The organism is Micromonospora sp. NBC_01739, from assembly GCF_035920385.1.
In the GTDB taxonomy this organism is placed as follows: domain Bacteria; phylum Actinomycetota; class Actinomycetes; order Mycobacteriales; family Micromonosporaceae; genus Micromonospora.
Map to the genome: position 1 here is coordinate 3,978,167 of NZ_CP109151.1, position 20,227 is coordinate 3,998,393.

A 20,227-nucleotide genomic window follows, 5' to 3' on the forward strand; every position below is an offset into this window, starting at 1 on the left:
GTGACGGACACACTGGCCACCGGAACGGCTAGGGCCGACCGGGGCCGGGGACGGCGGTACGAGCGGGTCGGGCCGGGTGGCGACCCGGTCGCCGTGGCCGCCGGCACCGAACCCGGCGAAGACGAGGAGGGAACGCGCGGCGACGACGGCGTCGTGCTGGACTGCGGTTGGGGGCGGCTGGTCTTCGGCCAGACCTTCCACGATCAGGCCGCCGTCGCCGACGTACTGCGCTCCGAGGCGGCCGGTGCCCGGGACATCTGCATCTACCTGCGTGATCCCCATGTGCTGGTCTCCCGGCTGCCGGATGAGCTGTTCATCGACCCCTCGCTGACCTACCGGCTGCCGCTGCCCGGCTCCCGACCGGAGGCCACCGGGAAGAGCGGCACCGTCGAGATTCCCACCCTCCCGGAGGGCGCAGCGGAGCTGCCCGGGGTACGCATCCGCCGGCTGCGCGACGCCGCCGACGCGGAGGCGGTCAACCGGATCTACGCGGCCAACGGCATGGTCACCGCACCGGTCGAGATCCTGGTGGACAACGCCGCCACCGACCGCTTCCTGCACCTGGTGGCGGAGGCGACGACCGGCGAGATCGTCGGCACCATCACCGGGGTGGACCATGTCGCGGTCTTCGACGACCCGGACAACGGCGCCAGCCTGTGGTGCCTGACGGTCGACTTCAACCAGGCCCCGCCGGGCACCGGGCAGGCCCTGATCACCGAGTTGGCCGCCCGGCTGGTCGCCCGGGGTCGGGCGTACGTGGACCTGTCGGTGCTGGCCGAGAACGTCGGCGCGATCCGGCTCTACGAGCGGCTCGGCTTCTACCGCACCTCGACCCTCTGTGTGAAGCGCAAGAACCCGATCAACGAGCGGCTGTTCCTGCCGGCCATGCCGGCCGGGTACGACCAGCTCAACCCATACGCGAAGATCGTCGCCGACGAGGCCATGCGGCGGGGCATTCGGGTGGAGGTGACCGACCCCCAGTGGGGTGAGTTGCGGCTGTCCACCGGTGGCCGGACGATCCTCACCCGGGAGTCGCTGTCGGAGTTGACCTCGGCGGTGGCGATGAGCCGCTGCGACGACAAGCGGGTCACCCGGCGGATCCTGGCCGAGGCCGGGCTCAGCGTGCCGCGGGGACGCACCGCCAGCGGGGACGCCGCCGACGTCGAGTTCCTGGCCGAGGTGGGCGAGCTGGTCGTCAAGCCGGCCCGGGGCGAGCAGGGCAACGGCATCACCGTGGGGGTCAAGACCCCGGAGGCCCTGGCCGCCGCGATCGAGTTGGCCGCCCGGTACTGCACGGAGGTGCTGCTGGAGGAGTTGTGCGCCGGTGAGGACCTCCGGGTGGTCATGATCGATCACGAGGTGGTCGCCGCCGCCGTACGCCGGCCGGCCTCCGTCACCGGTGACGGGGTGCACGACATCGCCGAGCTGATCGAACGGCAGAGCCGCCGCCGGGCCGCGGCCACCGGCGGGGAGTCCCGCATCCCGCTGGACGACATCACCCGGGACGTGGTCGCCGAGGCCGGTTACGAGCTGCACGACATCCTGCCCGAGGGGCAGGTGCTGGCCGTACGCCGCACCGCCAACCTGCACACCGGGGGCACCATCCACGACGTCACCGGCGAGCTGCATCCGGTGATCGCCGAGGCGTGCGTGGCCGCCAGCCGGGCCCTGGACATCCCGGTCACCGGTCTGGATCTGCTGACCCCGGCCCCCGATCGACCCGAGCACGTCTTCATCGAGGCCAACGAGCGGCCCGGGTTGGCCAACCATGAGCCGCAGCCCACCGCGGAGCGCTTCGTGGATCTCCTCTTTCCCGGGACGCGGGCACCGCAACGGCTGTGGACTCCGGCGGGTGCGGCACCATCGGGGGCATGACCGTACGCAAGACCATCCCGCTCCCCCTAGACCTGGACTACCTGCGCCAGGTGCTGCTCGAACTGCTGGACATTCCCAGCCCTTCCGGGCGTACCGACCATGTGCAGCAGTACGTAGGTGAGCGTCTGTCGGCGCTCGGCATCCCGTCGACGCTGACCCGCCGAGGGGCGCTCAGCGCCTGCCTGCCCGGCCCTCGGGAGCACGGGGCGGACCGGGCGATCGTGGTGCACACCGACACCATCGGCGGGATGGTCAAGCGGCTCAAGGAGAACGGCCGGCTGGAACTCAAGCCGATCGGTACGCACAGCGCCCGGTTCGCCGAGGGAGCCCACGTCCGGATCTTCACCGACGACCTGGAACGGGTGATCACCGGTCAGGTGCTCCCCCTGAAGGCCAGCGGCCATCGCTACAACGAGGCCGTCGACGAGCAGGGCATCGGCTGGGATCAGGTCGAGGTACGCGTCGACGAGCCGGTGGAGGACATCGACGGCCTGCGGGCACTCGGCATCGACGCGGGCGACTTCGTGGCCTTCCTGCCCAACCCGACCGTCACCCCCAGCGGGTACGTCAAGTCCCGCCACCTGGACGACAAGGCCGGGGTGGCTGCGGTGCTCACCGCGATCAAGGCGATGGTCGACGCGGGGGTGCAGCCGGCCGTCACCGCGCACCTGCTGATCACGGTGACCGAGGAGATCGGCCACGGTGCCTCGCACGGCCTGGACCCGGACGTCGCCGAGATCGTCTCGGTGGACGCCGCGGTGGTCGCCCCCGGGCAGCAGTCCCGGGAGGACGCCGCCACCCTGGCCATGGGCGACGGGGTGGGCCCCTTCGACTATCACCTGACCCGCAACCTGGCCGCCATCGCCCGGGAGCACGAGGTGGACCTGGTCCGCGACGTCTTCGACTACTACCGCTCGGACGTGGCGGCGGCGGTGGAGGCCGGGGCCCACGCCCGGGTGGCCCTGCTCGGTTTCGGTGTCGACGCCACCCACGGTCACGAACGCACCCACCTGGAAGGGCTGCGGCAACTGGCCCAACTGCTCTGTCTCTACCTCCAGAGCGACCTGGTCTTCCCCGAGTGGGACGCCGAGCCGGAGGGTGACCTGGCGAACTTCCCCTCCCTGTCGGTGCAGCCGGCCAACGAGGACGGCCCCCGCGAGGGCCCGATCGGCATAGCCCCCGGCTCGTGAGGTGGCCCGGCATTCCCGGCCGGCCTGTGATCGAAATCCGTTGCCGCCGACCCCGGCCGTGGATAACGTGACGGGTACACGGGAAAGGAGGTGGTCCAGACTTGTATAGCAATCGGACTCGTGAGGTGGCTGTCCGCTAGCCGCTGTCCTCGACAGTGACCGTCTGATCCAGGCGGGCAGTAAGAAGTCGTCGAGACCGTGTGGCAGCGGTGCGGCGAAACCACGACAAGCCACCCGACCCCCGGGGTGCCGACCCAGTCCAGTCGGCCCGCCTCAGCGCGGAAGCCCCGGGGGTCGCTTCATGTCAGCGGAGGCCAGGGTGTCCATGCGTGAGCTGGTGGTGCTCGGTACGGCCAGCCAGGCCCCGACCCGGGCCCGCAACCACAACGGGTACGTGCTGCGCTGGGACGACGAGGTGATCCTCTTCGACCCGGGTGAGGGCAGCCAGCGGCAACTGCTGCACACCACGGTCACCGCCACCGACCTGACCCGGATCTGCATCACCCACTTCCACGGCGACCACTGCCTCGGCCTGCCCGGCACCATCCAGCGGCTCTCCCTGGACCGGGTCTCCCGGCCGGTGGCGGTGCACTTCCCGGCCGAGGGTGCGGAATACTTCGCCCGACTGCGGCACGCCAGCTCCTTTTACGAGACCGCCGAGCTGGCGGTGACCCCGATCGAGGCGGACGGGCAGCGCATCGCGTTGCGCTGCGGCACCCTGGAGGCCCGCCGACTGCGGCACCCGATCGACACGTACGGCTATCGGCTGGTGGAACCGGACGGCTGCCGGATGCTGCCGGAGCGGCTGGCCGCGTACGGCATCGCCGGGCCGGCCGTCGGCGAGTTGCAGCGCGTCGGCCACCTGGACCTCGACGGGCGGCGCGTCACCCGCGACGAGGTTAGCGTGCCCCGACCCGGGCAGCGGTTCGCCTTCGTGATGGACACCGGCCTCTGCGACGGGGTGTACGCCCTGGCCGAGCACGCCGACCTGCTGGTGATCGAGGCGACCTTCCTGGAGTCGGAGGCGGCCCTGGCCGCCGAGGTCGGGCACCTGACCGCCGCCCAGGCCGCCCGGGTGGCCACCGAGTCCGGGGTACGCCGTCTGGTGCTCACCCACTTCTCCCAGCGCTACCCCGACCTGCGTCGCTTCGCCGAGGAGGCCCGCGCCCACTTCGACGGCGACCTGGTGATCGCCGAGGATCTGACCACCGTGCAGGTCCCGCCCCGGCGGGTACCCTCGGCCGGGTGACTGTCACGCTGCGTGCCGCTACCGCTGACGACATCGCGGCGGTGGGACGGCTGCACCAGCGTTCCCGGGTCGCCGCGTACTCCTCGATCCTGCCGCCGGAGGCCCTGGCCGACCCGACACCGCAGGCGTTGGCCGACTACTGGACGCTCCGGTGGAGCTATGAGCTGACCGACCACCGGATGACCGTGGCCGAGCGGGACGGCACCCTGGTCGGCTTCAGTTACCTCGGGCCGGACGACGAGGAGGACCCGGACACCGGCCTGCTCAACGCCATCCACCTGGAGCCGGCAGAGCGGGGTCGGGGCATCGGTCGGGCCCTGATGATCGACGCCCTGACCGCCATGGGGCGGCGCGGTTGGCGCCGCGCGGTGCTCTGGGTGCTGAGCGACAACGCGCCCGCCCGCCGCTTCTACGAGCGCGGCGGCTGGCAGCGGACCGGGCTGGAACGCGACGACATGATCGGCAACGTGAGCGTCCGGCAACTGCGCTACACCCGCGCTTTGGGGTAAGGAAGGGCCCCTTATTAACGCCTACGGTAGAGGAAGGGCCCCCTATTAACACTCGATCTAGCGACTGCCGGCCGGGTGTTAACAAGGGGCCCCTGCTATGCATGAGGCGTTAAAAGGGGGCCCTTCCTTCCACCTCAGCGGGCGCCGAGGTGGGCGAGCAGGTCCTGACGGGTGAGAACGCCCTTGGGCTTGCCGTCGATCAACACCAGGGCGGCGTCGGACTTCTCCAGCAGGTTGACGGCCTCGCTGACCGGCTGACCACCGCCGACCATCGGCAGCGGCGGGGCCATGTGCCGCTCGATCGTGTCGTGCAGCTGGGCCTGGCCGGTGAACAGAGCGTCGAGCAGGTCCCGCTCGGCGATCGAACCGGCCACCTCGCCGGTCACCACCGGGGGTTCGGCCTTGAGCACCGGCAACTGCGAGACGCCGTACTCCCGCATGTAGTCGACCGCGTCCCGGACCGTCTCGGTCGGGTGGACGTGCACCAGCTCGGGCAGGCCGCCCGGCTTACCGGCCAGCGCCTCGGCCACGGTCGGCTCGGAGCCGGAGTTGTCGAGGAAGCCGTACCGGGCCATCCAGGTGTCGTTGAAGATCTTGGAGAGGTAGCCCCGGCCGCCGTCCGGCAGCAGCACCACGATCACGTCGTCCGGGCCGGCGGAACGAGCCACCTCCAGCGCGGCCACCGCCGCCATTCCGCAGGAGCCGCCGACCAGCAGCCCCTCCTCGCGGGCCAGCCGCCGGGTCATCTCGAAGGACTGCTTGTCCGAGACCTCGATGATCTGGTCGGCCACGCTGCGGTCGTAGGTCTCCGGCCAGAAGTCCTCACCGACCCCCTCGACCAGGTACGGCCGGCCGGTGCCCCCGGAGTAGACCGAGCCCTCCGGGTCCGCGCCGATGACCTTCACCGTCCCGCCGGAGGCCTCCTTGAGGTACCGGCCGATGCCGGAGATGGTGCCGCCGGTACCGACGCCGGCCACGAAGTGGGTGATCCGACCCTCGGTCTGCTTCCACAGCTCCGGGCCGGTCACCTCGTAGTGCGAACGGGGGTTGGCCGGGTTGGCGTACTGGTTGGGCTTCCAGGCCCCCGGGATCTCCCGGGCCAGCCGGTCGGAGACGTTGTAGTACGAGCGGGGGTCCTCCGGCGCGACCGCGGTCGGGCAGACCACCACCTCGGCGCCGTACGCCCGCAGCACGTCCTGCTTGTCCTGGCTGACCTTGTCGGGGCAGACGAAGACACACTTGTAGCCCTTGAGCTGGGCCACCAGGGCCAGCCCGACCCCGGTGTTGCCACTGGTCGGCTCGACGATGGTGCCGCCGGGCTTGAGGATGCCGGCCGCCTCGGCGTCCTCCACCATGCGCAGGGCGATCCGGTCCTTCACCGACCCGCCGGGGTTGAGGTACTCCACCTTCGCCAACACGGTGGCCTGGATGCCCTCGGCCACATTGCGCAGCCGTACCAGCGGGGTGTTGCCGATCAGCTCGACGACGTTGTCGTAGTACTGCACCTCGTTGTGCCCTTCTCCTTCGACGCCGGCGCCGCAGGCCTGGCGGGGGGTGTCTGCCGTGAAATTCCCGCGCCAAGGGTACGTCGGTCAGGGCACCACGTGACCGGGGACCACGGTGCTGGTGCGCGCCTCCCATTCCAGGAAGCGTTCGGTCTCGGCCAGCACGGCCCCGGCCAGCCAGGTCACCATCACCGCGTCGTCGATCAACCCGAACACCGTCAGGAACAACTCCGGGACCGCGTCGACCGGGGAGACGATGTACGCCGTCGCCGCCGTCATCATCGCCAACCTCAGGCCCCCGTCGTACCGGCCGCGGGCGGTGGCGGCGATCATCCTGGGCAGCGCGCCGATCCGCGCGCCGAGCGACGGTCCACCCCGGGCACCAGCGGTCAGGGCCCGGCCCAGGGCCACGAAGGCGGCACCCCGCTTCAACGTCCTTGCCATCGTCGTGCTCCTCTCCACGTGCAGCGTGACGCCTGGACGCAACACCCTGCCATCAAATACCCAGACGGGTCGGATTCCAGGCACCGGGGTGCGCTCGCGAGCACCGCAGAAGGTCGTACCGCCGCGCTAATGTCGCTGTATGGGGGCCGTTGGTTCTGTCTTACCCGAACGTCCGCGTTGGCCGCGCGCCTGGCGGGTGGCCCGGGTGGCCGCGCTCGGCACCGGCGCCACCGCGGCGGCTGCGGCGGCGGCGACCGGCGTACTGCTCGGGCAGGCCCGCCAGGCCCGCCGCATCATTCCGATGGCCGAGGCACCGCCACCCCGCTGTGACGGAGTCTACGGGGCCAAGTTTCCCGGCCCGCCGCTCACCATGGTCGTGCTCGGCGACTCCATCGCCGCCGGCTACGGCGTGCACCGCCGCCGAGAGACCCCCGGCGCCCTGCTGGCCACCGGCCTGTCCCGGCGACTCCAGCGTCCCGTACGCCTGCACCGCTTCGCGGTGGTGGGTGCCATCTCCGCCAGCCTCAAGTTTCAGGTCGAGGCGGCTCTGGAGTGCGACCCGGATGTCGCCGTCATCCTGATCGGCGGCAACGACGTGACGAACCGTGCCCCCCTCGGACTGGCCGTGCGTCACCTCGTCGAGGGGGTTCGGGCACTGCGCGCGGCCGGTGCCGAGGTGGTCGTCGGCACCTGCCCCGACCTGGGCACGATCCGTCCCATCAAGCCACCCCTGCGCTGGCTGGCCCGCCGGTGGAGCCGCCAGCTCGCCGCCGCCCAGACCGTGGCCGTGGTCTCGGCCGGTGGCTGGACGGTCTCTTTGGGCAACCTGCTGGGGCCCCGCTTCACCGCCGAACCGGGGCGAATGTTCGCCTGGGACCGGTTCCATCCCTCCGCGGAGGGGTACGCCGTGGCCGCCGCCGCCATCCTGCCCACGGTGCTCGCCGCACTCGGTCACGGAGCGGATCGCAGGCCTTCGCCAACCCGCGTCGAAGGCGTACGGTCATTGCCGAGGGCCGCTCACGAAGCGGCGAGGCATCCGGGTACGGAGGTCAGCGGCACGCAGGTTCGTGGCAGTGAGAGCGGTCCCGGTGGCCGCTGGGCGCAACTGCGTCGCCGGGGGCTGTTCGGCATCGGCGCGATGTCATCGCCGACCGGTGCCGACTCACCCGCAGTGGAGGAACTCAGATGATCGACCGGACGAGGCTCGCGTACACCAGGGCTGCCCGGGCTGGGGCAGCGCGATGACCAGCAACGTGCCCGGGGGCCGGGTGGCCGGCTGGCTGGCCCGTACGGCCGCCGCCTCGCTGCTCGCCGGCACCCTGGGCGGCGCGGCGGTGCTCGCCGGTCAGGCCGTGGTGGCCCGCAGCCGCCGCTACGCCCAACCCGAACTGGGTCTCGCACTGCGGGCCACGGTCGGCCGCGTCGACGCCCCGCCGCTGCGGCTGGTGCTGCTCGGTGACTCCTCCGCCCTGGGGGTCGGTGTCGATCGTCTCGGCGACACCATCGGCGGGCAGTTGGCCGAGTTGCTGGCGGAGGGTCCGGCCGGGCGCCAGGTGCGGCTGTCCAGTGTCGGTGTCTCCGGGTCGCGCTCCACCGACCTGGCGACCCAGGTCGCCCGGGCGTTGCTCGGCGCGCAGCCGGACGTGGCGGTCATCCTGATCGGGGCGAACGACGCCACCACCCTGCGCAGGCCCTCGGAGGCCGCCGCCTACCTGGGTGCGGCCGTGCACCGGCTCCGCCAGGCCGGGGTGGAGGTCGTCGTCGGCACCTGCCCGGACCTGGGCGCGGTGCCGGCCATCGCCCCGCCCCTGCGGCAGGTGGTCGGCTGGGTGGGCCGCCAGGTCGGCCGGGCGCAGACCAAGGCGGTCCTCGACGCCGGGGGTGCGGTGGTCGACCTGGCCGCCGAGACCGGGCAGGTGTTCCGCGCCGATGCCGGCACCTTCTGTCACGACGGCTATCACCCCTCCGCCGACGGGTACCGCGTCTGGGCCCACGCCCTGCTGCCGGCGGTGGCCGCCGCAGCGGCCGTCACCCAACGCCGCTGACCCTCGCCGGCGACTTCCACGACAAGTTACTCGCGGGTTAACGTTGGGTCATGCCGATTGAGTCGCCACGCGATGCCGTGATCGTCGCCACCACCCGCTCACCCATCGGTCGGGCCCACAAGGGGTCCCTCCGTGATGTTCGTCCGGACGACCTCGCCGCCACCATCGTGCAGGCGGCCCTGGACAAGATCCCCCAGCTCGACCGGCAGGAGATCGACGACCTCTACCTGGGTTGCGGCCTGCCCGGCGGCGAGCAGGGCTTCAACATGGCCCGGGTGGTCGCCGTCCTGATGGGCCTCGACCGCCTGCCGGGTGCGACCCTGACCCGGTACTGCGCCTCCTCCCTGCAGACCACCCGGATGGCGATGCACGCGATCCGGGCCGGCGAGGGGGACGTGTTCATCTCCGCCGGTGTCGAGGCCGTCTCCCGGTACGCCCGGGGTAGCTCCGACGGCCTGCCCTCGGAGGCGCAGGCCCTGCTGGGCCGTTGGGAGAACCCCCGCTTCGCCGAGGCCCAGCAGCGTTCCAAGGACCGCTCCGAGGCCGAGGCCCCGGTCTGGAGCGACCCCCGCGAAGAGGGCGCCCTCCCGGACGTCTACCTCGCTATGGGGCAGACCGCGGAGAACCTGGCCCAGGTGTACGACATCTCCCGCGCCGACATGGACGCCTTCGGTGTACGCAGCCAGAACCTGGCCGAGAAGGCCATCGCGGACGGTTTCTGGGCCCGCGAGATCACTCCGGTGACCACCCCGGACGGCACGGTGGTCAGCATGGACGACGGGCCGCGTGCCGGGGTGACCCTGGAGGCCGTCTCCGCCCTCAAGCCGGTCTTCCGGCCGGACGGTCGGATCACCGCCGGCAACTGCTGCCCCCTCAACGACGGCGCCGCCGCCGTGGTGATCATGAGCGCGCAGCGGGCGCAGGAGTTGGGCGTCACCCCGCTGGCCCGGATCATCTCCACCGGCGTCACCGCCCTCTCCCCGGAGATCATGGGGCTCGGCCCGGTCGAGGCGAGCCGGCAGGCACTCAAGCGGGCCGGCATGACCATCGACGACGTGGACCTGGTCGAGATCAACGAGGCCTTCGCCGCCCAGGTCATCCCCTCGTACCGGCAGCTCGGGATCCCCGAGGAGAAGCTGAACGTGATGGGCGGGGCGATCGCCGTCGGCCACCCCTTCGGGATGACCGGCGCCCGGATCACCGGCACCCTGCTCAACGCCCTCCAGTGGCACGACAAGACCATCGGCCTGGAGACCATGTGCGTAGGCGGCGGACAAGGCATGGCCATGGTCCTGGAACGCCTCAGCTAAGCGCACGGCGACGGGCAGCTGCGCTGCCCGGCAGCAGGTTCCTCAAAGTGCGGCTCGGGTCGCGGCCACCTCGGCCGTTGCCCGGGCCAGCACCTCCTCGGACGGGGCGGCGGCGAGCAGATCGGCCGCGACCACCCGCAGTTGGTCGGCCAAAGCCAGGTCGTTGTCGAGCCGGGGCACGACCCGCCGTGGCTGCCCCTCCGCGTCCGCACACAGGTCGGCGATGTCCTGAATCAGTCGATGCACCAGCTCGGCCCGGGACACGTTGCCGGTCGAGGCGGTAACCGACCACCGCCCCTGCTGCCAGTGCCCCACCTGCCGCACCAGCAACTCCACACCCCGCCCCAACTCCACATCCCCCACCCCCAAAACCCTACCCACCCCCCTCCACCTCCCACCCCACCCAGAACGCGCGTTGATCATGAGGTTGGCGGCACCGTTGATCTCCACGGTGCCGCCAACCTCATAATCAACGGGGCGGGGTGGGAGGTGGGAGGGGGTGGGGTGACGACGGCGCCCGTCCCCTGGGTGGGGAGCGGGCGCCGGTCGGTCGTTAGGCGGTGAGGTCAGTCGTCGCCCTGGAAGTAGCTCAGCAGTCGCAGGATCTCGATGTAGAGCCAGATCAGGCTGACCAGGATGCCGAACGCGGCCACCCAGGAGTAGCGCTGCGGCAGGCCCATCCGGACGCCGTCCTCGACCTCCTTGAAGCTGAGCACGAAGCTCAGCGAGGCCACCACGATGCAGACCAGGCTGAAGCCGATGGCCAGTGCGTTGGCACCACCTTCACCGTCGCCACGCAAACCGGTGTTGACGCCGACCAACGACAACACCAGGTTGATCAGCATGACGGCGAACAGGCCGGCCATGACTGCGACCAAGCCCTTGGTGAACTTCGGCGTGGCCCGGATGACACGTGCCTTGTAGAGCATCGTCATCACGAAGAAGACACCGAACGTGGCGATTACCGCCTGCAGGACGATGCCCGGGTAACGCATTTCGAAGAACTTGCTGATCGCGCCGACCAGCACACCCTCGACGACGGCGTACGCGACGATCAGCGCCGGGTTCGCCATCTTCGAGAACGAGATGATCAGGCCGAGCACCAGGCCGACGATGGCCGCGCCGATCCAGGCGACACCGAGCAGGGCGTTGGGCACCAGCGCCCAGGCCGCCGCGGCGGAGACGCCGACGATGGCCAGGAGCATGACCGTCTTGACCACCACGTCGTCGATCGACATGGGGGTGACCGCTGAGGGCGCGGCCGGGAAGCCCGACGCGCCGGGATAATCGGCCTGCGGGGGGTAACCGGGCTGCTGCGGGTAACCAGCCTGCTGCGGGTAACCGGGCTGCTGCGGGTAACCGGGCTGCCCGTACGGCCCGGTGGGGGCGTACCCGGCGGCACGCTCGCGCTCGGCCGCCTGGCCGAGCCGCGCGAGTACCGGGTTCGAAGTCTTCACTGTCTGGCCTCCCTAAGGGGGTCGTGGCACGTCAACGCGCGCCACTAAGACTAATCGCCCGCACCAGCCCGACGGCCATCGGAATGCTGAGGGAAACCTGAGAGTGGACCTGCGGGCGCCGGTGGTCGTCGCCGGGGACCACCTGGCCGACCGTACCTCCCCGGGCTGCACGAAGGCCCCTGGCCTGCGGAGGGATCAACGAGGATCAACCCGCAGCCGGAGGCCTTCATCACGCTACGACCTCGGAGCCCGCCGTCACACGAATTCACCGGCCCGCCGCGAGGGATTTGCTATGAGCGGTAGACGTTGAACGCCTTTACTGCCTTCCAGCTGCATTCCCAAGAATCGGTGGGGTTCATCGAACCCTTTACCGTACGCCAGAGTCCCTGGTAGCTCGCGGACCAACTGCATTCCGACTGCAACTGCAGGGTCACTCCCGGCGAGTCGACGCATTCCCCCCACGTGGCGGTGTTCCGCCAGTGGGCCGCGCAGCCTTTGTAACGCGAGGTATCACCAGCAGCCTGCGCGGTGCCGGCTACTCCGCCCGCCGCTAGCACACCAGCGATCCCTGCCGCCAACGCCAGGGACGCCGCACGATTCTTCGTCATTTTCAAAGCCAACCTCCGAAGTTCATTGCATCAGGTGGCTACTGCCGTCGGGAGACAGGCAGCGCCGAGCCGGTCTCCCCTATCGTCGTCCCGAAGCGCATATTCTATGTACATCGAACAACGTCATCGCAGCGGGCGGGCTGCCATACAGGCAGCGACGGACCTGCAGCAAATCGTCGCGGCCGATTAGGCGTGCCGTTGATCCGCGTACGCAGCTTCATCCGCAGCATCGGGATCAACGACACGCCCTGACGCAATGCAAGCGCCTACCGGCCGACGCCAGTCAACTCCACCGAGACCTCATCAAGGAGCCGGTACTGCTGGATGCCGATTTCTGCGGCGAGGACCCGGCGCGCCTGCCCGAGCGTCTGAGAGGCTGCGGTCACGCCTCCCAAGAGGGCATGGACCCTGGCCAGCAGCGCCCAGGAGCGCTCCCGCGCAGGCTCTATCAGCACCGCGTCCGACAGGTAGGTCGCAACCGGACTGGCGACTCCCAGCCGCAGACAGACTTCGGCAAGTTCCTCGATGGCGGCGAGGCGCTCGGCGTTGAGGCCAGATGCGGCCGTCTGAAGACTCAAGGTGACGGGCAGATCGTCACCGGCCGGTCCACGCCACAGCGAGATCGCAGATTGTAGGGCCTGCGCGGCCCCGCGCAGGTCGCCGTAGGCGTTGCGTTCGCGACCGGCCGACAATCGAGCACGGAAAAGGTGCAGATCAGACTGTTCCGCACGCACCTGCAATTCATATCCGGAGGCCCGCCGTGTGACGAGCAGGTTGCGGCTTTCCGCCGGGAAGCTACCTCTCAACCTTGCCACATAGGATCTCAGGTTCGCTTCTGCCGACGGCGGCGGCTCGTCCCACAGTGCGCCGACGAGCCCACGAATAGATGTCGTACGACCAATGTTTCGTGCGAGGACCGCGACCAACCCTCGAATCATCGCCTGATTGAACTCGAGCTCTTGTTCATCAATTGAAACCACTACCCGCCCGAGAATGCCTATCTTGAGCGGGGTTAATCCACTAACCCCCGTCATGAGGCGGCATATTAGTCGATCTTTACGAAGGTGTCAAGCCCCATCGATGTGCCGGGAATATGCATTGACCCTGTTGCATTACGTCGTGGCTAATCGCGCCGCACCCTCATGCTTCTGTTGGAGGTAGTCGCTTGAAATCAACATTCCGCATAGCGCTCGGGATGACCGTCGCCGGACTGGCCGGGATCCTGATCGCCGGCGCTCCGGCACAGGCCGGATCAACCGGGCGCACACTCGGATGCGCGGCGCACTGGAAGGTCACTGCGGCATGGAACGAGTGCGTTGACTCGCCGGGGGCACAGATCCGGCTGAATGTCGAGTGCGACTGGCAGCTCGACCACACCGGAAGCTGGAAAACCGTCCGCGGCACGATCAACCCGGTGGACGAGTACCGGTGCAAGGTCAAGGCACTGACTGCCTGGAACGGTTACAGATAACAGGCGCTATCCGCTCGCGTTGTGCCTGGCACAACTAGTCGAACCGCAAATGTGGAGGTTTCTCGTGCATCGTAAACGCGCCGCCCTCGTGATGGGTGCAACCGTGCTGCTAGGGGTGGGACTGGGAGTCGCCTCAGCTGCCACGGCTCAGGCGGCTGGCGACACTCCCCGCCAACACGGATGTGCCGCGCACTGGCGGAACACCGCGTCATGGAACGAGTGCATCAACGCGCCCGGTCTCTACGTGCAACTTCAAGCGGAGTGCAAACTCCCGATCGGGACCAGCACCTACGTAGGACCGTGGCGTTGGGTCAAGGGGTCGATCGATCCGTCCGACCGACACGAATGCCGGCACCACGTGAACAAGGCAGAGGTCGCGTTCCGATTCTGATTGCTGGAGGTACGCAGTGAAAAGGGGTAAGAAACTCGCCCTCGTCGCAGGACTAGCCGCCGCATTTGCCCTCCCGATGGCCAGCGGTGGTGCTGCACAGGCATCCGGTGACACGTCGCGTGAGCATGGCTGCGCGGCCCACTGGCGAGTGACCGCCGCGTGGAACGAGTGCATCAATCCGCGGGGCGTCACGCTCCAACTCCAGGTCGAATGCAAGTGGCAGAATCAGTACTTCGGCCCCTGGAACTACGTGAACTCGTCTAAGGATCCGGTCAGCCGGTATGAATGCCGCTACCAGGCATACGAGGCCTACAACGCGTTCCGCTTCTAGTCCGAATTAGATCAGGCAATCCAGAATAAGAGGGAAAATTGAAGCTCAAGCAATCGTTGCCCGCCGCCGTCGCTCTGGTCGCCGGCCTGGCAACCGTCACGATCGGGTCCCTGCCGGCCGAGGCGGGGGACACCAACCGGGTCCGGGGTTGCGCCGCCCACTGGCGGACCACCGCCACTTGGAACGAGTGCGTACGGGACAGCCAGCAGCCCGTCGAGGTCCGCCTAGCGGTGGACTGCGACCTGCAACTCGACTGGACCGGGAAGTGGAAGAGGGTGGAGGGAGCCGTCGATCCACTGGACTCGTACAGCTGCTTCAAGAAGGCCAACTCCGCATGGAACGGCTACCGGTGAGCACCCGCAACAACTCTAGTGTCGCCGATACCGCGACCGCCGTCACCGGTGAGGTGCCTTCCTCTGCCGGAAGGTTGACGGGAGTGAAAAGGGCCGTCGGGGTCACGGCAGTCACCATGATGGCCCTGACCGGGATGGCTGTCACCGCCCAATCCGCACAGGCCAGCGGGTCGAGCGGCCGAACCCTCGGTTGTGCGGCGCATTGGCGTACCACCGCGGCATGGAACGAATGCGTCGATTCTCCGGGGGCGACGCTGCGCTTGCAGGTGGACTGCAGCTGGCAGCTCGATTACACCGGGCCGTGGCGCACGGTCAAGGGATCGGCCAATCCCATTGATCGGTTCGAGTGCGAACAGCGCGCCAACAGCGCATGGAACGGATACAAGTAGCAACTCGCACCAGGCGGGGCCAGGGGGCTCCCTTCGAAGGGACGCCTGGCCCCGCTAAGGATTCGGAGATCATACGATGACACCTGCTATCGAGGCCGTCGGACTGACCCAGGGTTACGGGCGTCAGGTCGTGGTTTCCAACATCGACTTCTCGCTCGACTCGGGCATCTACGGACTGCTCGGTCCCAACGGTGCGGGCAAGAGCACGCTGCTGCGTACGCTCGCCACCGTGATGCCGCCGTTTCAGGGCGAGATTCGGATTTGCGGAAACCCCGTACGAAGCACGTCCGACGTGCGGCGGACCCGCCGCAGCATCGGCTATCTGCCACAGCATTTCGGATACTTCGGCGAGTTCACGGTGTACGAGTTCGTACGGTACTGCGCCTGGCTTCGGGAGCTACCGACGTCGGAGGCGCATGAGGCGACTGTACGTGCGATAACCCAAGTGCATCTGGCGGACCGCCAGAAAACCAAGCTCAAGAAATTGTCGGGTGGGATGCTGCGTCGATGTGGCCTGGCGCAGGCGATCGTAGGTAATCCGGCGATTCTGCTGCTCGACGAGCCGACCGTGGGGCTCGACCCGGCTCAACGTCTTGAGTTCCGGGAACTCATTCGCTCCCTCAGGGACGCCACCGTAATCCTGAGCACACATTTGGTCGAAGATGTAGCTGCCGTCTGCGACGAGGCGATCGTCATGGCTGAGGGACGATTCCTCTTCCGTGGCACTCCTACCGCCTTGGCCGAGGCCGCCACACCCGGTGCAGCCGGAGACACCGCGCTGGAACGTGGTTACACCGCGGTCCTCGAAGGTTCGGCGGTGGCCGCATGATGTCCGTCCTCTGGTACGAGCTACGCAGGTCACCGCTGCGCTGGTGGCTGCCGTTTCTCCTCTTCGTCGACGCCGCCATGCTGTTCGGTCGCTCGACGGAGTGGATCGGAGTCTGGTCCCAGACCAGCGCCGCCGCGCAACTGCCGATCTTCTATATTGCCCTGTTCCTGGCCGCGGGCGCGGCTTGGGCCGCCGGGCGCATCTGGCGCAGCGGCGCCGCCGAGCAGCTTTCGGCCTCGGCGCGACCGGCCTGGCAAAGGGAGGCCGCTCAACTCGCGGCGTCGACCACATACGGCCTGGCGCCGTTCGCCCTGGGAATCGGGATCGCCGCCGTGATCACGGCCAGACGCGACGTGCCTGGATTCCTCTGGCCGAGCTACCTTCTTCTGGGCTTGGTTCTCCTTCTCGTCAGCACGGCCACGGGACACCTTCTCGGCCGGACGGTCCGCAATCGGGCCGTCGCTGCGCTGCTCGCCCCGGTGGTCGTCTTCATCTTCGTCGGCTTCCTCCCCTGGCTCGAACTGTCGCTGCTGTCAGGTCCCCCGCAGCTCCAGATCGAGCCTCTGCCGCTGGTGACACGCGCCGCGTTGGCGGTGGCGCTGGCGTTGGCCGCCGTGCTTCTGCCCGCGGTGACCACGACGGCTGGGACGAACTCCGGCACGATCAAGAAGAGCTGGTCGGCTGTGACCCTGGGGCTGGCTGCGGTTGTCGCGGTCGCCAGCGTCCTGACTGCGGGCCCGCTGCGCTCCGAGCGGCCGGCCCCGTCACCGCTCTGCTCGGAGGGCGCGCCCCGGGTGTGCATCTGGCCCGAACATCAGATCCACCTGGCTGCCATGCAGCGAATCGCGGATCGGCTCGGCGCGCTCAGCGGCGCCGTGACGGTGCCGGACACCTTCTACGAGGAAGGACTCCGGGCGCCGATGCGCTCCAACAGCGACTTCGCACTGGTGCTGGGCGAATGGGCGGCGGCTCGCGGGATGACGTCCGTCATCTTGAACGAGACGTTCGGGACGCGCTCCTGCGAACTTCCGCCCGATCCGCAGCTCGAACACAACCTCACCCTCACAATCGAGTTGAAGGAGTGGCTGGTCGCGCGGGCGGTCGGCCCGAAGCCTGACGACGTGCACGGCGGCTTCGAGTTCGACGAGGCGGAACTGGAACGAGTGCTCGCACTTCCTGAGGCCGAGCAGATGGCCTGGGCGAGCGACCGGGTCCAGCAGATCCGGGAGACACGTTGTGCCTAGCCTTCTTGAACTGGCGCTGTTCCTGAAGTGTCGCCGGCCCTTCGGCGTCGTCGCCATCCTGGTCGCCAGCGCAGTGGTGGCCGGCGTATGGGGCACCCTGGATGTGGCGCTGCCATCGGTCTCCGGCGACGGTTCCATCTCGATGCCGCTCTGGGTCCTGATTCCCATACCCGCCGGCGCGGCCATCGCGACGGGGCTCGCCTCCGACATGTCCGACTTCGAGATTGCGGCACCACGTACGTCCCGCATGATCTTGACGTGCTATCTGGCCTGCGCGCTGCTCATGGCAGCCGGATTGCAGGCGACGGGCCTCTTCCTGGGTGCCGCGGAGTCGGCAGCGGCGCCGGCCATCCGCAATCTGGTGTTCTGGACCGGGCTCGCCCTGGTCTCGGGACGCCTGCTGGGGCGGCGCCTCGCCTGGGTGTTTCCACTGGCGGCGCTGTTCCCGTTCGACTGGTTCGGCTTCGACGCGGTGACCAACCAGCCCAAGTGGTGGGCCTTGCCGATCTTGCCGAGCAACAGCGCGAGTTGGCTCGCCGCCGCCGCCACCATGCTCGCCGGCACCGCACTGGCCCTGCTGTCGCAGCAGCGGACCGCGCGGTTGAAGCGGGGGTTGAAGCGACTCGTGCTCCCGCGTGCCCGTCAGCCGGCATCGTCCGGCGCGGTGACCCGTCCTCCGACAGGTGCCGAGGTGCCCGGGGCGGGGGTCGAACCCGCACGCCTTTCGGCAGCCGCTTTTAAGGCGGCCGTGTCTGCCGTTCCACCACCCGGGCGGGTGACCCCGACGCGTAGTACGCGCGGTGCAGTGCCACGGTAGCGGTTTCCCGGCCGGTACGACGTCCCGTGTGCTGGCCGCTCCGGCCCGAACTCGGAACGACGCACGTCAACGCGCTGCCCCCGGCCGCAACGAGGCAGCACAGGGGGCAGGCGTTAAGAGGGGACCCCTCCTCTACGTGAGACGTTAAGAAGGGGCCCTTCCTTACTTGCGGGAGGCTTCGGCGAAATCCTCGCGGGGGTCGTGCAGCTGACCCAGGGCGACCACCTCGCGCTTGAGAACGAAGGCCAGGGTCCAGTCGACCACGACTCGGATCTTGCGGTTGAACGACGGAATCCGGCTCATGTGGTACGTGCGGTGCATGAACCAGGCCGGCCAACCGGTCATCTTGATGCCGTAGACCTGGGCCACCCCCTTGTGCAGGCCGAGGCTGGCCACACTGCCGGCGTGTTTGTGCTTGTAGGCGACCGGCTCCCGCCCCCGGATCACGGCCACGATGTTGTCGGCCATCCGCTGGGCCTGCCGTACGGCGTGCTGGGCGCTCGGCGAGCAGTAGTTGCCCGGTGCCTTGGTCAGGTCCGGTACAGCGGCGCAGTCCCCGGCACTCCACGCGCCCTCGACGATCCGGTCGCCGTCGACCACCTGAAGGGTCGGCAGGCAGGTGACCCGACGCCGCTCGTCGCGGGGAAAGTCGGTGGCGTCCAGCATCGGTGCGGGCTTCACCCCGGCGGTCCAGACGATGGTGTCGGATGCGAAGCTGTCCCCGTCGGAGAGCTTGACCACCCCGTCGACGCAGGACTCCAGGCGGGTGTCCAGCCGGATGTCCATGTCCCGCTTCAGCAGCTGCTGCACCGTGTAGGCGCCCATGTCCCGGTCGACCTCGGGCAGCACCCGCTGGGTGGCTTCGACCAGCACCCACCGCATGTCCGAGGTCTTCAGCTCCGGGTAGTACCGCAGCGCGTCGCGGGCCATGTCCTCCATCTCGGCCAGGGCCTCGATGCCGGCGTACCCGCCACCGACGAAGACGAAGGTCAGTGCCCGGCGGCGCACCTCGGGGTCGGTGGTGGCGGCGGCCACATCCAACTGCTCCAGCACGTGGTTGCGCAGGTAGATGGCCTCACCGATGGTCTTGAAGCCGATGCCGTGCTCGTGCAGCCCGGGAATCGGCAGGGTGCGGGAGACCGAGCCGGGGGCGACGACCACATGGTCGTACGCGATCTCCCGGGGCGGGCCCACGATCGGCTGGACGGTGGCGATCTTGCGGTCGTGCTCGATGCGGGTGACCGCACCGGCCACTACCGTGCACTTGCGCAACTCCCGACGCAGCGGCACCACGGCGTGTCGCGGAGAGATGTTGCCCCCGGACGCCTCCGGCAGGAAGGGTTGGTACGTCATGTGCGGCTGGGGGTCGACGACGACGACCTCAGCCTCACGGGAACTCAGCTTCTTCGACAGGCGCAGCGCCGCGTAGAGACCGACATGCCCGGCACCCACCACAAGGATCCGCTTCGGATTCACGCCTACCATCTTTCCCCCAGCGACGGCGCTAATCCCGCTCACAGCCGCCTTCTGTGACCGAGCACAACCTCCCTGTGATCTGGGCTACTCAGTCAATCGACCGCACTTCGGGCACGGGTGCCGGACGGTCCCACAGGCCCCTCAAGCCCCTCAGGTCACCGGCGTTTCAGCAGCCAGGCCAGCCACGCGGTCACCCCGAGAGCCACCACGAGACCGGCGATCGTGACGGACTGCCAGCCGGCCGTGCCCGCACCGATCCGGCCCACCTCCAGCAGCAGCACCCCGAGCACGGCAGTGGCGAGCAACACCCAGCCGGTACGCGTGAGCCAACGCACGATCAGGTCCGGGTCCACCACCGCGTCGTACGGCAGGACCGCCACCAGGGCGCACAGGGTGTGGGTGAGATAGAGGAGCACCGCCACGGCCATCAGCCGCCACAGGGCGACCGGTCGGTCGTACCCGTCGGTGGCCATCAACCAGCCTCCGACGGTGACCAGCGCGGCGAAGGTGGGCCAGAACCGGCGCGGCGCCAGCGCGGGCAGGGCCGCGACCGCGAGCAACGGCAGCAGGGCCTGCCCCGCGACGACCTCGGCCGGGTACGCCAGCAGCAGCCCCGCCAGCGAGCTGACGAAGATCCCGAGGCGGATCAGCACCGGGGCCAGCGCGATCCGGCTCGCCACCGTCTGCAACGTGCGGATCCGACCAGTGAGGCTTCCGATCACTGAGCTGGCTCT

The 20,227-nt window shown here is 69.1% G+C and carries 20 protein-coding genes and 1 tRNA gene; 13 read left to right on the plus strand and 8 right to left on the minus strand.

Annotated features, from left to right (window positions below; all coding sequences use genetic code 11):
• The 4 genes from ngg (at position 1) to OIE53_RS17860 (ending at position 4,823) form a co-directional block, all read left to right on the plus strand.
• Positions 1–1,875 carry an N-acetylglutaminylglutamine synthetase gene (gene ngg, locus OIE53_RS17845; protein ID WP_327022675.1) on the plus strand — a complete coding sequence of 625 codons (1,875 nt, stop codon included), beginning with the start codon at positions 1–3 and terminating at the stop codon, positions 1,873–1,875.
• On the plus strand, positions 1,872–3,065 hold the full coding sequence (locus OIE53_RS17850; protein ID WP_327022676.1) for an osmoprotectant NAGGN system M42 family peptidase: 1,194 nt from the start codon (positions 1,872–1,874) through the stop codon (positions 3,063–3,065). The genes ngg and OIE53_RS17850 overlap by 4 nt, the downstream gene beginning before the upstream one ends.
• A 319-nt stretch (positions 3,066–3,384) precedes the next feature.
• The gene (locus OIE53_RS17855; protein ID WP_327022677.1) at positions 3,385–4,314 is read left to right on the plus strand and encodes a ribonuclease Z; all 930 of its coding nucleotides are present in this window, start codon (positions 3,385–3,387) and stop codon (positions 4,312–4,314) included.
• A complete protein-coding gene (locus OIE53_RS17860) occupies positions 4,311–4,823 on the plus strand; it encodes a GNAT family N-acetyltransferase (protein WP_327022678.1) in 513 nt (170 codons plus the stop codon). The genes OIE53_RS17855 and OIE53_RS17860 overlap by 4 nt, the downstream gene beginning before the upstream one ends.
• Positions 4,824–4,957: 134 nt before the next feature.
• Here OIE53_RS17860 and OIE53_RS17865 read toward each other — a convergent pair whose 3' ends face one another.
• On the minus strand, positions 4,958–6,328 hold the full coding sequence (locus OIE53_RS17865) for a cystathionine beta-synthase (RefSeq protein ID WP_327022679.1): 1,371 nt from the start codon (positions 6,326–6,328) through the stop codon (positions 4,958–4,960).
• Between the two features lie 87 nt (positions 6,329–6,415).
• Positions 6,416–6,772, minus strand: coding sequence for a YkvA family protein (locus OIE53_RS17870; protein ID WP_013731647.1), 357 nt, complete (start codon positions 6,770–6,772; stop codon positions 6,416–6,418).
• A gap of 139 nt (positions 6,773–6,911) precedes the next feature.
• Here OIE53_RS17870 and OIE53_RS17875 point away from each other — a divergent pair, with 139 nt between their 5' ends.
• The 3 genes from OIE53_RS17875 to OIE53_RS17885 are packed head-to-tail and all read left to right on the plus strand — an operon-like array spanning position 6,912 to position 10,127.
• A complete protein-coding gene (locus OIE53_RS17875; RefSeq protein ID WP_327022680.1) occupies positions 6,912–7,961 on the plus strand; it encodes an SGNH/GDSL hydrolase family protein in 1,050 nt (349 codons plus the stop codon).
• A 52-nt stretch (positions 7,962–8,013) separates the two neighbouring features.
• On the plus strand, positions 8,014–8,817 hold the full coding sequence (locus OIE53_RS17880; RefSeq protein ID WP_327022681.1) for an SGNH/GDSL hydrolase family protein: 804 nt from the start codon (positions 8,014–8,016) through the stop codon (positions 8,815–8,817).
• 50 nt (positions 8,818–8,867) lie between these two features.
• A complete protein-coding gene (locus OIE53_RS17885) occupies positions 8,868–10,127 on the plus strand; it encodes an acetyl-CoA C-acetyltransferase (protein ID WP_327022682.1) in 1,260 nt (419 codons plus the stop codon).
• A gap of 42 nt (positions 10,128–10,169) precedes the next feature.
• On the opposite strand, the gene OIE53_RS17890 is transcribed toward OIE53_RS17885, so the two are convergent.
• The 3 genes from OIE53_RS17890 to OIE53_RS17900 all read right to left on the minus strand — a co-directional run bounded on the left by OIE53_RS17890 (position 10,170) and on the right by OIE53_RS17900 (position 13,226).
• Positions 10,170–10,463: a hypothetical protein gene (locus OIE53_RS17890; protein WP_327027259.1), complete on the minus strand. Its 294-nt coding sequence runs from the start codon at positions 10,461–10,463 to the stop codon at positions 10,170–10,172.
• Between the two features lie 230 nt (positions 10,464–10,693).
• A complete protein-coding gene (locus OIE53_RS17895; RefSeq protein ID WP_327022683.1) occupies positions 10,694–11,584 on the minus strand; it encodes a Bax inhibitor-1/YccA family protein in 891 nt (296 codons plus the stop codon).
• 874 nt (positions 11,585–12,458) lie between these two features.
• On the minus strand, positions 12,459–13,226 hold the full coding sequence (locus OIE53_RS17900; protein ID WP_327022684.1) for an AfsR/SARP family transcriptional regulator: 768 nt from the start codon (positions 13,224–13,226) through the stop codon (positions 12,459–12,461).
• Positions 13,227–13,387: 161 nt separating this feature from the next.
• Between OIE53_RS17900 and OIE53_RS17905 the strand changes: the two genes are divergently transcribed.
• The 6 genes from OIE53_RS17905 to OIE53_RS17930 all read left to right on the plus strand — a co-directional run bounded on the left by OIE53_RS17905 (position 13,388) and on the right by OIE53_RS17930 (position 17,200).
• Positions 13,388–13,663, plus strand: coding sequence for a hypothetical protein (locus tag OIE53_RS17905; protein WP_327022685.1), 276 nt, complete (start codon positions 13,388–13,390; stop codon positions 13,661–13,663).
• 407 nt (positions 13,664–14,070) lie between these two features.
• The gene (locus OIE53_RS17910) at positions 14,071–14,385 is read left to right on the plus strand and encodes a hypothetical protein (protein ID WP_327022686.1); all 315 of its coding nucleotides are present in this window, start codon (positions 14,071–14,073) and stop codon (positions 14,383–14,385) included.
• A 38-nt stretch (positions 14,386–14,423) separates the two neighbouring features.
• Positions 14,424–14,738, plus strand: a complete 315-nt coding sequence (locus OIE53_RS17915) for a hypothetical protein (RefSeq protein ID WP_327022687.1) — start codon at positions 14,424–14,426, stop codon at positions 14,736–14,738.
• Complete coding sequence (locus OIE53_RS17920; protein ID WP_327022688.1) at positions 14,735–15,127, plus strand: hypothetical protein; 393 nt, start codon at positions 14,735–14,737, stop codon at positions 15,125–15,127. The genes OIE53_RS17915 and OIE53_RS17920 overlap by 4 nt, the downstream gene beginning before the upstream one ends.
• Before the next feature lie 76 nt (positions 15,128–15,203).
• Positions 15,204–15,956: an ABC transporter ATP-binding protein gene (locus OIE53_RS17925; RefSeq protein ID WP_327022689.1), complete on the plus strand. Its 753-nt coding sequence runs from the start codon at positions 15,204–15,206 to the stop codon at positions 15,954–15,956.
• Positions 15,953–17,200, plus strand: coding sequence for a hypothetical protein (locus tag OIE53_RS17930; protein WP_327022690.1), 1,248 nt, complete (start codon positions 15,953–15,955; stop codon positions 17,198–17,200). The genes OIE53_RS17925 and OIE53_RS17930 overlap by 4 nt, the downstream gene beginning before the upstream one ends.
• A gap of 692 nt (positions 17,201–17,892) precedes the next feature.
• Here the strand turns inward: OIE53_RS17930 and OIE53_RS17935 are convergent.
• From OIE53_RS17935 to OIE53_RS17945, 3 genes are all read right to left on the minus strand, one after another.
• Positions 17,893–17,973, minus strand: a tRNA-Leu gene (locus OIE53_RS17935).
• A gap of 206 nt (positions 17,974–18,179) precedes the next feature.
• On the minus strand, positions 18,180–19,493 hold the full coding sequence (locus tag OIE53_RS17940) for an NAD(P)/FAD-dependent oxidoreductase (RefSeq protein WP_327022691.1): 1,314 nt from the start codon (positions 19,491–19,493) through the stop codon (positions 18,180–18,182).
• Positions 19,494–19,648: 155 nt separating this feature from the next.
• Positions 19,649–20,212 carry a hypothetical protein gene (locus OIE53_RS17945; protein ID WP_393337691.1) on the minus strand — a complete coding sequence of 188 codons (564 nt, stop codon included), beginning with the start codon at positions 20,210–20,212 and terminating at the stop codon, positions 19,649–19,651.
• Between the last annotated feature and the right edge of the window lie 15 nt (positions 20,213–20,227).